Annotated in this window: 14 protein-coding genes; 9 read left to right on the top strand and 5 right to left on the bottom strand. The window is 38.4% G+C overall.

Annotated elements, in window-relative coordinates:
* The gene (locus JWG40_RS16880) at positions 1-420 is read right to left on the bottom strand and encodes an SRPBCC domain-containing protein (RefSeq protein ID WP_205286934.1); all 420 of its coding nucleotides are present in this window, start codon (positions 418-420) and stop codon (positions 1-3) included.
* Positions 421-523: 103 nt separating this feature from the next.
* Positions 524-2,137, bottom strand: coding sequence for a fumarate hydratase (locus JWG40_RS16885; RefSeq protein ID WP_205286935.1), 1,614 nt, complete (start codon positions 2,135-2,137; stop codon positions 524-526).
* A gap of 152 nt (positions 2,138-2,289) precedes the next feature.
* Here JWG40_RS16885 and JWG40_RS16890 point away from each other — a divergent pair, with 152 nt between their 5' ends.
* The 4 genes from JWG40_RS16890 (at position 2,290) to JWG40_RS16905 (ending at position 5,681) form a co-directional block, all read left to right on the top strand.
* Positions 2,290-3,255, top strand: coding sequence for an LA_2444/LA_4059 family outer membrane protein (locus tag JWG40_RS16890; RefSeq protein ID WP_205286936.1), 966 nt, complete (start codon positions 2,290-2,292; stop codon positions 3,253-3,255).
* Between the two features lie 223 nt (positions 3,256-3,478).
* Positions 3,479-4,057, top strand: a complete 579-nt coding sequence (locus JWG40_RS16895) for an RDD family protein (protein WP_205286937.1) — start codon at positions 3,479-3,481, stop codon at positions 4,055-4,057.
* A 358-nt stretch (positions 4,058-4,415) separates the two neighbouring features.
* Entirely contained in the window at positions 4,416-4,982 is a 567-nt protein-coding gene (locus tag JWG40_RS16900; protein ID WP_205286938.1) for a dihydrofolate reductase family protein, read from the top strand.
* Between the two features lie 102 nt (positions 4,983-5,084).
* The gene (locus tag JWG40_RS16905) at positions 5,085-5,681 is read left to right on the top strand and encodes a class I SAM-dependent methyltransferase (protein ID WP_205286939.1); all 597 of its coding nucleotides are present in this window, start codon (positions 5,085-5,087) and stop codon (positions 5,679-5,681) included.
* 15 nt (positions 5,682-5,696) lie between these two features.
* Here the strand turns inward: JWG40_RS16905 and JWG40_RS16910 are convergent, their stop codons facing one another.
* Entirely contained in the window at positions 5,697-6,140 is a 444-nt protein-coding gene (locus JWG40_RS16910) for a DUF1801 domain-containing protein (RefSeq protein ID WP_205286940.1), read from the bottom strand.
* 308 nt (positions 6,141-6,448) lie between these two features.
* Complete coding sequence (loa22, locus tag JWG40_RS16915; protein ID WP_205286968.1) at positions 6,449-7,018, bottom strand: OmpA family outer membrane lipoprotein Loa22; 570 nt, start codon at positions 7,016-7,018, stop codon at positions 6,449-6,451.
* A gap of 56 nt (positions 7,019-7,074) precedes the next feature.
* Between loa22 and JWG40_RS16920 the strand changes: the two genes are divergently transcribed.
* The 4 genes from JWG40_RS16920 (at position 7,075) to JWG40_RS16935 (ending at position 10,989) form a co-directional block, all read left to right on the top strand.
* Complete coding sequence (locus JWG40_RS16920) at positions 7,075-8,013, top strand: RluA family pseudouridine synthase (protein ID WP_205286941.1); 939 nt, start codon at positions 7,075-7,077, stop codon at positions 8,011-8,013.
* 156 nt (positions 8,014-8,169) lie between these two features.
* Entirely contained in the window at positions 8,170-9,609 is a 1,440-nt protein-coding gene (locus JWG40_RS16925; RefSeq protein ID WP_205286942.1) for a hypothetical protein, read from the top strand.
* A gap of 74 nt (positions 9,610-9,683) precedes the next feature.
* Positions 9,684-10,403: a TerC family protein gene (locus JWG40_RS16930; protein ID WP_205286969.1), complete on the top strand. Its 720-nt coding sequence runs from the start codon at positions 9,684-9,686 to the stop codon at positions 10,401-10,403.
* 13 nt (positions 10,404-10,416) lie between these two features.
* On the top strand, positions 10,417-10,989 hold the full coding sequence (locus tag JWG40_RS16935; RefSeq protein WP_205286943.1) for a DUF1569 domain-containing protein: 573 nt from the start codon (positions 10,417-10,419) through the stop codon (positions 10,987-10,989).
* Here JWG40_RS16935 and JWG40_RS16940 read toward each other — a convergent pair.
* The gene (locus JWG40_RS16940; protein WP_205286944.1) at positions 10,981-13,413 is read right to left on the bottom strand and encodes a hybrid sensor histidine kinase/response regulator; all 2,433 of its coding nucleotides are present in this window, start codon (positions 13,411-13,413) and stop codon (positions 10,981-10,983) included. The genes JWG40_RS16935 and JWG40_RS16940 overlap by 9 nt on opposite strands.
* 6 nt (positions 13,414-13,419) lie before the next feature.
* Between JWG40_RS16940 and JWG40_RS20105 the strand changes: the two genes are divergently transcribed.
* A complete protein-coding gene (locus tag JWG40_RS20105) occupies positions 13,420-14,016 on the top strand; it encodes a response regulator transcription factor (protein ID WP_002973494.1) in 597 nt (198 codons plus the stop codon).
* Positions 14,017-14,056 lie beyond the last annotated feature (40 nt).

Genomic DNA, 14,056 nt, shown 5'->3' on the forward strand with positions numbered 1-14,056 from the left:
TCATTTCTTTTGTTCTCCGCTGCTAGACAGAGTTCTGACAGCATTCCGAATCTTATCCCAATAGTTTTGGCGCCAACCTTCTTCTATATCTGGAATCAGAGCCTTTGGTACACCGCGATGTGTTAAAGTTAATTCAGTTCCACCTTCATTCGTTTCTTTGAATGTAAACGTAGCCATTGAAAAAATCCCTTCAGGAAAATCATTTCTTCTCCAGGCTTGCACAATTCTTCTCGAAGGTTGAAGGTCTACAATGATTCCAGATACCTTTCCAGACATTGTAGAAAAGTCACCCCCAATCCGTTTACTGATCATCGCAGTTTCCCCTGTGAGGGCCGTGACTTTCTTCGAATCTGCAATAAACTGGTAGATCGTTATTGGAGAAGCCTTAAATTTTACTTTTTGTTGGATCGTTTTACACATCTTAGTTTGCCTTGTATCAGTTTCAAAATTCTGATCTGCACTTTTTAAACCGTGTTACAAGTTTTGAATTCACCTAATACAGTTCATTCTAAGAAATCAATTTTCAATTCAACATCTGGAAAAAATCATTTCCCTTGTCATCGACTACGATAAAGGCTGGAAAGTTTTCTACTTCAATGGACCAAACGGCTTCCATACCTAACTCAGGAAAGTCGAGGACTTCCACCTTTTTAATGTTTTCTTTGGCAAGTAGAGCAGCCGGGCCACCGATGGATCCGAGGTAAAATCCTCCATTCTTCTTACAACTGTCCGTCACCACTTTGGAACGGTTCCCTTTGGCAAGAGAGATCATGGAATAACCTTTCTCTTGGAAAAGAGGAACATAACTATCCATTCGTCCTGCTGTCGTTGGACCAAAGGAACCGGAAGGCATTCCTTCTGGAGTTTTGGCTGGACCCGCATAATACACTGGATGGTTTTTGAAATAATCAGGGAGAGGTTCCCCCTTATCCAATTTTTCTTTGAGTTTTGCGTGAGCAATGTCACGCGCCACAACGAGTCGTCCGGACAACATAACACGCGTTTTAACGGGATATTTATTTAGAATTCCGAGAATCTCTTTCATGGGTTGGTTTAAATTGATGTGAACGGTTTCATTTCCAACATCCGATTCTTCGACTGTAGGTAAATAACGAGCCGGATCGTATTCGAGTTGTTCTAAGTAGATTCCGTCTTTTGTGATTTTGGCTTTGATATTGCGATCGGCACTACAACTGACTCCAAGGCCGACTGGGCACGAAGCACCATGCCTTGGCAAACGAATGATTCGAAAATCGTGTGCTAAATATTTTCCACCAAACTGCGCTCCAATTCCCGATTTTTGAGCCGCAAGTAACATCTTCTCTTCGAGTTCGATATCGCGAAAAGCAGTTCCTTCTTTGGTTCCTTTTGTGGGCAAATGATCCAAATAACCAGCTGACGCTAGTTTGACGGTCTTTAGATTTGCCTCGGCAGATGTTCCCCCAATCACCACTGCTATGTGGTAAGGAGGACAAGCAGAAGTTCCAAGTCCTGCCACTTTTTCCGAAATGAATTTTTCGAGAGAGGCCGGATTGAGAAGGGCTTTCGTTTCTTGGTAGAGATAGGTTTTGTTAGCAGACCCTCCCCCCTTTGCCATAAATAGAAAACTATATTTTTGACCAGGTGTTGCATAAATATCAACTTGTGCCGGTAAGTTGGAACCAGAGTTGGTTTCCTCATACATAGAAAGAGGAACTACCTGCGAGTAACGCAAGTTACGCTCTACGTATGTATTATAAATTCCTTTGGAGAGGGCTTCGGCATCATCGCCACCGGTGATGACATACTCGCCCTTTTTTGCCATAACAATTCCCGTTCCCGTGTCTTGGCAAGAAGGCAGTTGTTTGTCTGCAGCAATCACTGCATTTTTGAGAAGGGCCATTGCCACAAACCGATCATTTTTAGTGGCTTCCGGATCATCTAAAATTTTGCGAACTTTTTCCAAGTGGCCAGGGCGAAGGTAAAAAGCGATGTCTTCCATGGCTTTTTGTGCCAGATAAGTCAAACCCTCGGGTTCAATTTTTAAAATTTCCTTATCCCCGAATGGGACAGTGCTTACAAAGTCTTTGGTTAATAATTTGTAAGGAGTGGTATCTTCCCCGAGCGGGAAGGGATCGGCATAAAAGAATTCTGGCATGGAAACCTCTAAACTATCCTTCTATCATATGAAAATTCTCTTTCCAGTAAATGAATTTTTACAGGGACTTTGGGAAACACAAAAGACAGAGTCCAAAACCAAATGGGAAAAAACGTTTCTCTTTTTTTAAAATCAGTTTATAACAAAGGAAAATGAAACAGATCCTCATTTACATTGTAATTTTATCTTTCAGTCCTATGCTTTTTGCAGAGGAAACGGCGACGAAAATAGATACCTTACAAGACGAAAAAAGTAAATCCTCAAAATTCAGCCTACTCTTAAAAAGGCAGACCTACCAGTATCTGCCTTATGAATACACATCTCTCACTGATAAAAATGAATCCCTGGTTCCGACTCGTTCCAGCTCTGCTTTGAAGGAAAATGGAAAGGTTCTCATTCCCTTTGTATTCAGTTATGAAAATTTAGCGAAGGGTTTTAAATTAGAACTCTCATACTTTGAAGTGGAAATTGTAAACGCAAACACTCTCCTATACCAACAAACATCACAAGGACCCAATATTTCCCGGTATTACCTTTCACCAATGGCTCGTTCGGAGTTTGAATTCAATGCCTATCAATCTTTGAGTCCCACAAAAGATTGGAAACTTTATCTGGGTGGGGGGATTCGTAATATCAATCGTTACCTATATGGAAATTATCTAGGGCAAGGAACTTTCAAAGAATATTTTTTCACTTATGGGCCACAAGTCTCTGCGCAAAGTATCTACGAACTTCCTTATGACTTAGCATTCCACCTAACAATAGATTTATTCTACACTCAAGGCACTCGGTTTTTCAAACAACCAAATCTAACGGAAGACCGGTTCCAGTATTCTTTATCCACCGCAGGTACAGAAGGAATCTTTCGAGGATATGAATTTGATGGTTCCCTCGCTTATTCTTTTCACCCCCATATGAAATTCTTTGTGGGTTACAATATGATTGTCTCTAAATTTTCCTATTACCATTATAGCGAAATTCAATTCAGTCGCAGCACAGAGAATTTAGGTTCTGCTAGTCCCTCTGTCACAGGAAATTGGGAGATGAATCTTCCGAAAAAATCGGAAAACTTTGATACTTTAAGAGGGATTTATCTGGGGATGATGGTGAGTTTTTAAGGGATCTTTTGGGATTCAAGTTAGGTTTCCGATTGATGCCTAAAGTCAAGGGGATCGTATTCCCTACTTGACAAATTTGCAAATAACGAGTGATATGTGAAATTAAGGAATTAATTTCTGGTGCCTCTACAAACTTGGGTTTAGTTGTGATTAAATTTAGCTAGAACCGCAAATTTATAGAGTTAAATGAAATTAGTATTTTCAAAAATTTAAGTAGGGAAAAATGAACATAGAAAAAGAAAATGATTCAGATGCTATTGAATTAGCCTCTTTAGGAAAACGAATTAAGGCTCATATTGTAGATTTTCTAATTATGTTACCTTTTCTCTCAATAATGATTGGAGCTCTGATTTACTCTCAAAAAATTGGATTTATATATTATTTTGCTGCCACTATAATATACTCTTTTATCTTCATTGGATATAGAATATTTTTTGCTTTCAAATACGGCGGAACATTAGGAAAATTGGCAGTAAAAATTAAGATTATCGATTCTAATAACAACAATCTTAATATCAGAAATTCAGTATTAAGAGAGATTCCACACATATTCATTTATATCTTCTTCGCTATAAATGTATATTTAATGCTTAATTTTTATAATCAATCTATAGAATCGCTAACTGATTACGATTTTTCAAAGTATTTTAAGGAATTGGAGAACCAGGAATTTTTTCCAAATTTTTCCACTTATTACTATATTCTTTCAATTCTATTTATACTTTTCAATAAATCGAAGAAAACTCCACATGATTTGATTGCAAACTCTATTGTAGTAAATTCTAATAAAAATCAACTGTAGGCTACCTAAAAGAGTTATCTGGCAAAAAGCTAAATGATTGTATTGGTGACTATTGTATATATTTCGTTTTTAAAAATTCTAAATTTAAGAATGAAAGTGTCGCCTGTGGAATTGGAAATTTATTTCTAATTGGTGGGTATAATTATGACGAGAGGTGAATCAAAAACCATCGATTTACTATAAAAACAAAATTAACATCAATTAAATACTTAGCTTCAAGATAAGCCCTAGCTTTTTCTGATAACATCGTTTAAACTATTTTGCAATTTGCCATTGCAAAATATTATGAATTCCAAAAATCTTCATTGCAATTCAATTTACCGAATGAATTTGATAATAATTCACTAAAGGAATAATTATGAAAAAAATAATTGCAGCAATCAATATGACCCTTAATGGAAATTGCGACCATAACGCCGGAATTCCAGATGAAGAAATACATTATCATTATGCTGACTTACTCAATACTGCTGAAGTTATACTATACGGAAGAATTACATATCAACTTATGCAATTTTGGCAATCACTTCTAAAAAATCCTTCAGGAGAAAAATCAATGGATGACTTTGCTGTAGCCATAGACAAAATACAAAAAATTGTTTTTTCGAATACATTGAAAGAGACGGGCTGGGATAGTGCGAAACTTTCGACTAAACCTATAGAAGAAAAAATTTTAGAACTAAAAAAGCAATCGGGCAAAGATATTTTTGTAGGCAGTCGAAGTTTGATTATTCAGTTAATAAAACTTAATTTGATTGATGAACTTCAACTTTGCATTCACCCAGTTATTGCAGAAAGCGGTTTGCAATTATTTGAGAACTTAAACATTAAGACAGACCTTAAACTTATTAAAACAAAAGTTTTTAAAAATGGAGCAGTCATTCTTTACTATAAGCCGACAGTTGAAAGCATAACGATCAGGTAGAAGCACCGAACGCATAACGTGTATTTCCCGCTTCGTTTCCTAACTTTCGCACTTGGAAAATATGCTTTTAAGTTTTCCATTCCCGTCTAATACAATACCACTATGGAACCAAATGTTTTCGACCACCTCGCCAACAATTACGATACAGCAGAACGAAAAGAATTAGCCCAAGTCATTGCGGGTGCGGTCCAAAACGAATGTAAGGACAGCCAAACAAAGACCTTATTTGATTACGGTTGTGGCACCGGCCTTGTAGGTCTTAGTTTGTCATCATTAGTTGGTCGGATCGTCTTTATCGATTCTTCGGAACCTATGTTGGACATTGTCAGGGAGAAAATCAAAAGAACGAATACTACGAATGCAGAAGTGATCCATTCCAATTTTCTGCAAAATACAAAATCCAAAAAAGCGGATCTAATCCTTGTCTCTCTTGTCCTTTTGCACATCCCCGATACAAAAAATATTCTGAAATATTTTTATGAAATCTTAAATCCGCATGGAAAACTGATGGTGGTTGATTTTGATAAAAATGAAAAGATAAACCACCCCAAAGTCCACAATGGATTTATGGAGAGTGAACTTAGATCCTTACTCGAGGAAGTTGGGTTCAAAAATATAAAGATAAGAACCTTTCATCATGGGAAAAATATTTTTATGAAGGAAGATGCTTCGCTGTTTTTAGCAACAGGAACAAAATAGATTTAGATTCAATCATTAAATTTGATTTTTCTCATAGAGTGCGATCCAATCTTTAGGACTCATTTTCGACACAAGTTCTCCAATCAATTTCCAGGGAATTTCTTCTATCTTTTTAAATCGAATGCAACTTTTTCCCATATCCAATTTAGATTTAGAATGTTTCGGATATTCGGTTTGGAACCATTTGAGTAATTTTAGATCGGCATAAATTCCCATATGATAGAGAGCAAGCCCATTCTTTTGTGAAGCAATATGGATAAAAGGAAGTGCTAGTTCCGAGGTTACATGATAACCAGCAGGATACGTTTTTTTGGGAACCACATAACCGATCATCTTGTACTGGATGGTTTCTTCAAAACCTTTGGGAAGATTTTTTTTGATGATGTCTCGCAGTTTAGAAAATGGCTCTCTTCGATCTTCTGGTAAGGATTGGATGTATTCTAGGGCAGTGTTTGGCATGGTGCTCTAGTTTACCAGATTTCCGAATGGAAACAGTAGAAAAAATCTTACTAAGTCCTGATTTTGTTGATTAAAATAGATTCCAGTTCCTAACTCCGCGCCAGCGATAGAAGCGGAAATCCGAAGGATTGGAGCGGATAGCGCGGTCGTTACAGAAAAAAATTAGATTCGCATAACCAATCCGAGGCGCCCCAACCTCAAAACCAACCAATTGAATTTACTGATTAAACTTTGAGTGGGTATAAAAAAACCCACCAAGGGGTGGGTTTTCTTTTAGAGAAAATCTCTAGTTTAGAAAGTGAACTTTCTTATTTAGAAACGACTTGGAAAGTCACTCGGCGGTTGATCGCGTCTTTTTCATCAAAACCAGAGATTGGTTTTGCGGAACCAGAAGCTTTCGTAACGATTCTGTCTGCAGGGATTCCTTGTTTTACAAGAGCATCTTTCACAGCGTCAGAACGAATTTGTGAGTAGTATCCATTTCCTTTTTTAGCACCTTCTGCTTCTTCGGGACCGGAAGCATCTGCATGACCAGTCACTTCAAGTGCATAACCTTCAGGAAGTTTTGCAAGAGCATCTTTGATGTAAGAAACATTGTCTTTTGCCCAAGTTTTGAAATCTTCTGCTTGGATGTCCGCTTGTTTGTAGCTAAAACCTCTGCGACGAACGCCGTCTGGATAGCGGTAGTCTTTGAGTGCTACATTGATTTCGTCCAAAAGAGCTGCATTCAGATCTCTGGAAGAAACAGTGGAGGTTGTTTCCGTTGTGGAAGTTGTTTCTTTGGGAGTTTCTTTTTCTTCAGAAGACGAACAGTTCGTTAATGAAAGCGAAAGACCTGCGAGGAGGATGAGGCTTAAAAAAAATCCTTTTTTCATCAGTTGACCTACCTTAATGTTTCCATAGTTTAGTTCTTTTCATTAGATAACAACCGAAAATGCAAATATTTGTAACTGTTTCCGAAGATTATGACCAAAGTCGCCTGGATGTCTTTCTAAAAGACAATGCCGGAGACGATCTCAGCCGTTCTACCGTTCAAAAGTGGATTGATTCAGGATTTGTGACAAACAAAACCAAAGAACAATTGGCCTCTAAAAACGGATATAAGGTGACTCTCGGTGAAGAGTATGTCGTGGATGTGATCGCAAGACCCCCTTCCCGACTCGAACCCATCGCTATGGACATTCCTGTCCTCTACGACGAAGACGAATTTATGGTTATCCATAAGAAAGCGGGGATCGCTTGCCATAGTGGACCGGGAGATGACCAACCTTCCCTTGTGAATGGATTGTTACACCAATTCAAAAACCTATCAGGCACAGGCGGTGAACGTCGTCCAGGAATTGTGCACAGGTTAGACAAACCCACAGAAGGAGTTCTCATCATTGCCAAAACCGATAGAGCTCATGCGGCACTTTCCAAAATGTTCCAAGAGCGAATGGTGGAAAAAACCTATTATGCTTGGGTGCTCCAAGCCCCCGTGGAAGGAGAAGGGACAGTCAACCTACCGATTGGCCGTCATCCCGTAGAACGAGTGAAGATGTGCGTGCGAGAAGATGGACGAATGGCCATCACTCATTACAAAACCGAAAAAATTGTCCAAACACAAACGGGTCGTAAATTTAGTTTGATGAAACTGGGTTTGGAAACCGGTCGTACCCACCAAATCCGTGTTCATATGGCGAAGTTGGGTTGTCCTGTAGTGGGGGACAGTTTGTATTCTAGGTCCGCAAAAGATTATACTCAATATGGACTTTTACTTTTTGCGAAACGATTGGAATTTCCCCATCCCTTCCTTCCCGACAAACGGATCGAAGTCGAGCTGGATTTTCCCGAAAGGTTCAAAACCTTTGAACGAAAATGTCCAAGTTATTAATCCCTCTTACATGTTTTTATGCATGTTTGTTTTGAATGTATATGTCAGGTATGTTTTGGAGCAAGGATATTTTGAATGAATGGGATCAGGATTGATTTTGAATCCGAGTTTGATAGATAAAGAGAAAGATTAGCTAAAATTAACAGTCATTTTGTGATGAAATTTCGAAACTTAAAACCGCTTCTCATTCTATTGGTACTTTTTGGCACCTTTCATTTGTTTTACGATGCCATTTATGAAAATCATTTAGGAGAGGGAACTGACAGTGATGTTTTGTATCCTTATTTGTTTGCTCGCGATTTTTGGATAGGAGGATGGAAAGGGTTGCAGGGCTGGAATTTACCACCTTGTTCCAGTTTATTTCCGGAAATCGGACTTGCGATCCTAATCTATCCCATTTTTTCTTCTGTTGGTTCCTTTCATTTTGCGTTTGGGTTTTTCTTTTTTATCATACCATTTTATTTGGCAAAGGCTCTCGGGATTAAAAACCAAAAAGCCTATCTATTTTCTTTAGGATTTTTGGCCATAGCAGGGATTTTGCCAAATAGTCTCGGGCAGTTTTTTTTCCCTAGTTTTCATGCCGTAACCTTACTTTTTGCAGCCTACACTCTCTATGAAATCCATCGTTGGAATTCCAAAAATCGAATCCAAATTTTCCGATTTCTTCTCGTTTTTTCTCTCATTTGGATTTCTGAGTATTGGTTCTTTGTAAATGTTGCACCCTTCTTGTTTGTCTATGTTGTGGTTCGTTTGCGAAAACAATCAATCTATCCCATCGGACTAGTACTCCTTGGATTTGGTTTAGGAAAACTTTGGCAACAAGGACTTCGCACCTGGGGGATTGGAATTTTTACCTCCAAAGAACTTCCCACGATGGACCGAATCCATGTGGCTAAGGATTTGATTTCCAAAGATCCCTACTCTTGGATTTCGGGAGTAATAGAATCGATCACCAAACATCCCCTATTTGCCGATTGGTTTTATTGGTATTTTGTTCTCTGTGTAATCTATATTTTGTTTTTATTCCTAAGGTTTGAATTCAAAAAACATTTTTTAGATTTGGTATTACTTCTATCACCTTTTCTTTCAGTGGTTGCTCTTTATATATTTCAAATAGAACCTAACTTCCGCTATTTATACTTTTTGCCGTTTTGTATGTTTTTTCTCGTCTTTCGGTTAGTGGGAATGTTACCCCTCATTCGATCGGTCGCCACCTTAGTTTTGTTTATTGGGATCGTTTTCTTTTATAATGAAAAGTATCCTCTGTTAGCCAAGACAATTCAGGAAGGAGAAGCAAAACGGGTCCACAGGATGAAATGTCTTTCTGAGTTTGACTCCACAATTCCTGGAGCCTCCACTTACTGGCCGATCAAATACAGTTATGCCTTTGCAGACAAAACCTGGACTTTAGTTCCCTTCACAAAGGAAGGAATTTACTACCCGTGGGTTTCTAACAAAACTTGGGACAAAGGACTAGGCCAAAAAACTTTCGACCAGTTTTCTTGGGGAATCACAGAAACCAAAGAACATTTGGATGTTTGGAAAGGTGTTCGGTTGGTGAAAGAATGTGAAGGTTGGTATTTTTACCGGCGTTAGTCCCGCTTTGTGAACCAAAGTTTAAGATTTGGATTGATTCCATTTTTCTTTTTAAGACTTTAGGATACGTTATGATAGAAATTCTCTCCGATCCCTCGGTATGGCTTGCCCTCTTTACTTTGACTGCTTTGGAAATTGTCCTAGGCATTGATAATATCATCTTTATCTCCATCCTTTCTTCGCGGTTGCCCAAAACAAAACAAAAGTCAGCGCGCCAAATTGGACTGATGTTAGCCATGTTCACACGTATCCTTTTATTATTTTCTCTCTCCTTAATTATGAAACTGACGGCTCCCGTTTTTTCCGTCCTAAACCATTCCATCAGTGGCCGTGACATCATTCTGATTTTGGGAGGTTTATTTCTAATAGCAAAGTCAACCACAGAAATTCATCACAAATTGGAAGGAGAATCCGAGTTAGGTGAAGAGAACGGCAAAAGAGTTTCCTTTACCAAAATCATCATCCAAATTATGATTTTAGATATTGTGTTTTCTTTAGATTCAGTCATCACCGCTGTTGGTATGACAGACCAACTGGGAGTTATGATCACAGCAGTTGTTTTGTCTGTTGGGTTTATGTTATTATCCAGTGGAAGTATTTCGGATTTCGTAGACAGACACCCCACTATCAAAATCTTAGCTCTGAGTTTTTTGATTTTAATTGGTGTTGCCCTTCTCGGTGAAGGATTGGAACTACACATTCCTAAAGGTTACATTTACTTTGCGATGTGTTTTTCTGTGATGGTAGAATTCTTAAATATGAAACTTCGTTCCAAACCGGAAAAAAAACATTAATAGGAGAATTCTAATGAAACGAAAAGAGTTTATCAAGCGATCTGCTTTGGTGTATACTGTCCTCCAACTTCCTTTATTGAGTGAATCCAAATCGGAGGAAGAAACGAATCCACAAACAACCGCGAAAGAATCTCCATGGTTAGACGCTGACGATCTTTCCGATCTTCGCACACTGCTTGTACAATTACGATCTGACCCCAAAGAATTTAAACTTTCAGGAAATTGGAGTCCAGGAAAGGTGTTTGCCCACTGTGCCCAAAGCATTGAGTACTCATTGAATGGATATCCGGAAATGAAATCATCCCTCTTTCGGGGTTCCGTTGGTAAGGTTGCCTTTTCTATTTTTGCTTTCAAAAACAAAATGAATCATGGACTAGAAGAACCAATTCCCGGTGCCGAAGATATCAGTAATACTACGGAACTAAAAATGGGGATTCAAAGACTCATCCAAGCAATCGATGATTTTTCCAAAGCCAAGGAATCTTCTCTAAGACCCCATTTTGCTTATGGAGAACTGACCAAAGAAGAATATGATGTGGCCCATAGCCTCCACATTAAAAATCACATGGAACGAGTATTAATCTAAAATCGATTCGATTTGTTGGCAGAGATCCTCTGCCTTATACATCTTAGAAAAATAAGCAGATACAATCGTTTCCAGTCCTTCTTCTTCCAAAAATTTATCACCACCAGAAAGAGGAGCATCGGAACTAATCAGAATGATAGGGATTTTTTGGTTTTTATTGCGACGGCCTTCCCATTCGTGAACTAAAGAAATTCCATTCATTCCAGGCATATGTAAATCTGTAATGATGAGAGTGGGTGTAATTCGGGAAAGATGTGACAATGCTTCTTCCCCATTTCCAGCTTCAATCACAATCCACTGATTTCTTCGCATGACTTCTGCTAGGTCAGATCGAAAGTTTCCAGAATCATCAACCAGAAGAACCGACTTAGTACTCTTTGATAAAGAAATCTCAAAGGAAGACCCAACTCCAAGTACAGACTTAATTCTTAATTTTCCAAAATGAGCTTCCAAAATATTTGTGCATAATTGTAAACCAAGTCCCGTTCCCCGTTCCCCAGCCGTTCCTGGCAAACTTTTGATATTTTCTTCGCCGGTTAATTTGTGAATTTGTTCCTCGCTCATTCCCAAGCCACGATCACGAATTTCGACTGAAAGCCATTTCCCCTGAAAAGAAACACCAACCCATACTTCGGAATTGAGATAAGAATATTTGATGGAATTGGTGAGGATATTTTTAAACACCTCCCCTATCAAAGTACGATCAGCAATGATTTCTGCTTGGATGGGGGTATCTTTTTGGATTCGAATTCCTTTCAATGTTGCCAGTGGTTCTACCGATTCTATGATTTCATTTAAGAGGTCATTCACTGAAAATCGAGTTTGGATGAGTTTGGTTCCAAAAGCATCAAACCGACTCACATCTAGTAACTGCTCTAACATCCGAAGGGATTGTGTGACTCCCGTTTTACAAATTTCTAAAAACTTCTTTTTTTCTTCTTCTGTAGTTTCACTAAAACTAAAATCGATTACATCTAAAATTTGATTCACACTATTCAGAGGCGAACGTAAGTCATGCGAAATGAGAGACACAAAGTTTGCTTTCCAACGATTTGCTTTTTCTAATTCCAATGTGCGGGCTTTGACTTTTTTTTCGAGAGCTTCCTTTCTCTTGTATAATTCTTTGGATAAGGATTCGGACCTTTTGTAAACACGAACCAGTCCCAAAGTTACGCCTAAGGTTTGCGGAAAAATAAACAAATACAACGAAACCAAACCCAAAGGTCTATATCCAAAATTTGGATTGGCGATCAGAAAGATATCGATGAGCCCACCGATAATTGCCAATAACAAACTGAAAAAATACAACCGACTTTCTTTTCTTTGGAAGTAGAGGGCCAGTGAAACAGAAAAAAGCCCAAATACCACAAAAACTACGGACATAAATTCAAAGTAAAACAAAACCTTGGATAAATACGGAACGGGAGTCAATAGACTAACACTGAGAAAACAAAGAGCATAAATTTTTAATACAAACAAGATACGTTTAAAAAAACGCATTTGTGCCATATTCAAAACAATGTAACTGCCAAAGTATAAAACCAAAACAAACCCAACTCGGGAAAACCGAAACAACGGTATACAATAATCATCAGAAAAAAGATTAAAAAGGATTCTAGTTTCTATTAACGTAGAGGAAAGGATTAGAATGCCTAAGTACACAAATGCCATTCGAAGTGCATTTCGTTCGGAACGGTTGATAAAATAAACTAATGCATGATAAACTGCCAGAAATACCATAAAGATCATTATGATCCAGGAAACTGTAAAATTTACGTTCCATGTATGAATGATATTTTGAAGTTTTCCTATTCGAATGAGTCCATGAATTCCGGCATACTTATGTGAGAAGTTGGATATATGAATCACTAAATCTAACTTTTGGGAAACAGTTTTCAGCGGAATGATTTTGGAATGAAAGGAAGGTCGGTGTTTTTCTGCCGTTGTTGCTATGCCTCCATTTTCAGCAACCAACTCTCCATTTACATAAACTTGATAAGCACTATGTAAAACGGGAACCAGAAGAGCGAAAGGTTCGTTCCCATAAGGTGGATTTGGCAAAACTACAGTTAGGCGGTACGTAGCAAACCCAAAACTAGGGTAAACTTCTCCATCTTCATTTTCCTGCAAAAACCAAGGAACTCCCACTTTTAGGTAAGATTTGTGTAAGGGAGATTCTCTTTTTGGATCTAAGAACTCATTCCAATAGAATTCCCATTTCCCGGCAAGGTTTATGGTTTCCCCTGAAAAATCAACCTCCCGGACGTCCAAAACACCATCTTTCGCGAGTAAGGTTGGGTAGGCATCAAACCGACAGGAGGTGGTGCCGAGAAGGATTAAGATCAAAATTAAGGGATAACTACAAAAAATAAGTAAGTCTGAAAAAGATTTTTGGATGGATGAGAAGAATACTCTGAGAATCATAAGGCTGTGGAATCCGTTAAAATTGCCATCTTAGAAGACCATTCCGTTGTCACTGAAGGAATCATATCTATCCTGAAATCCAATCCTTTCTTTTCTCTTGCCGGAGAATTTCGAACTGCTGCCGATTTGTTTCATTTTTTAGAATCTAGTCCCATTGATCTTTTGGTTTTGGACATCGACTTACCCGATAGAAATGGTATCGATGTTTTGCGTGAGATTAAAGAAAAACACCAACCCACAAAAGTCATTATCTTTTCTTTGCATGGGAGTCGGGTGTATGTGGAAGATGCTCTGAAAGCCAAGGCCGATGGGTACATGTTAAAATCAGATCCCATTTCCAAACTTCCCGAAGTCATTGAACTTGTGATGAAGGGTGGATCCTTTGTTTCCGATGGTGTGAGTAAAGTGCAACTTCCTTTCTCTGCTTTCCAAATGGAAATCCTGAACTTACTCGTACAAGGTTTGTCTCAAAACGAAGTTGCGGACAGAATCCAAAAGTCGAGAAAAACAGTCGAATACCACCTCAACCAAATGAGGACCAAATTCTCTTGTAAGAACAACAACGAACTCATCTCCAAGTACGAAAAAGAAATACAAAAATAGCAGTTTCGTGATTTCCGATTCGTTTGTTTCGACTAATCTA

Source organism: Leptospira abararensis, from assembly GCF_016918735.1.
Taxonomy (GTDB): domain Bacteria; phylum Spirochaetota; class Leptospiria; order Leptospirales; family Leptospiraceae; genus Leptospira_A; species Leptospira_A abararensis.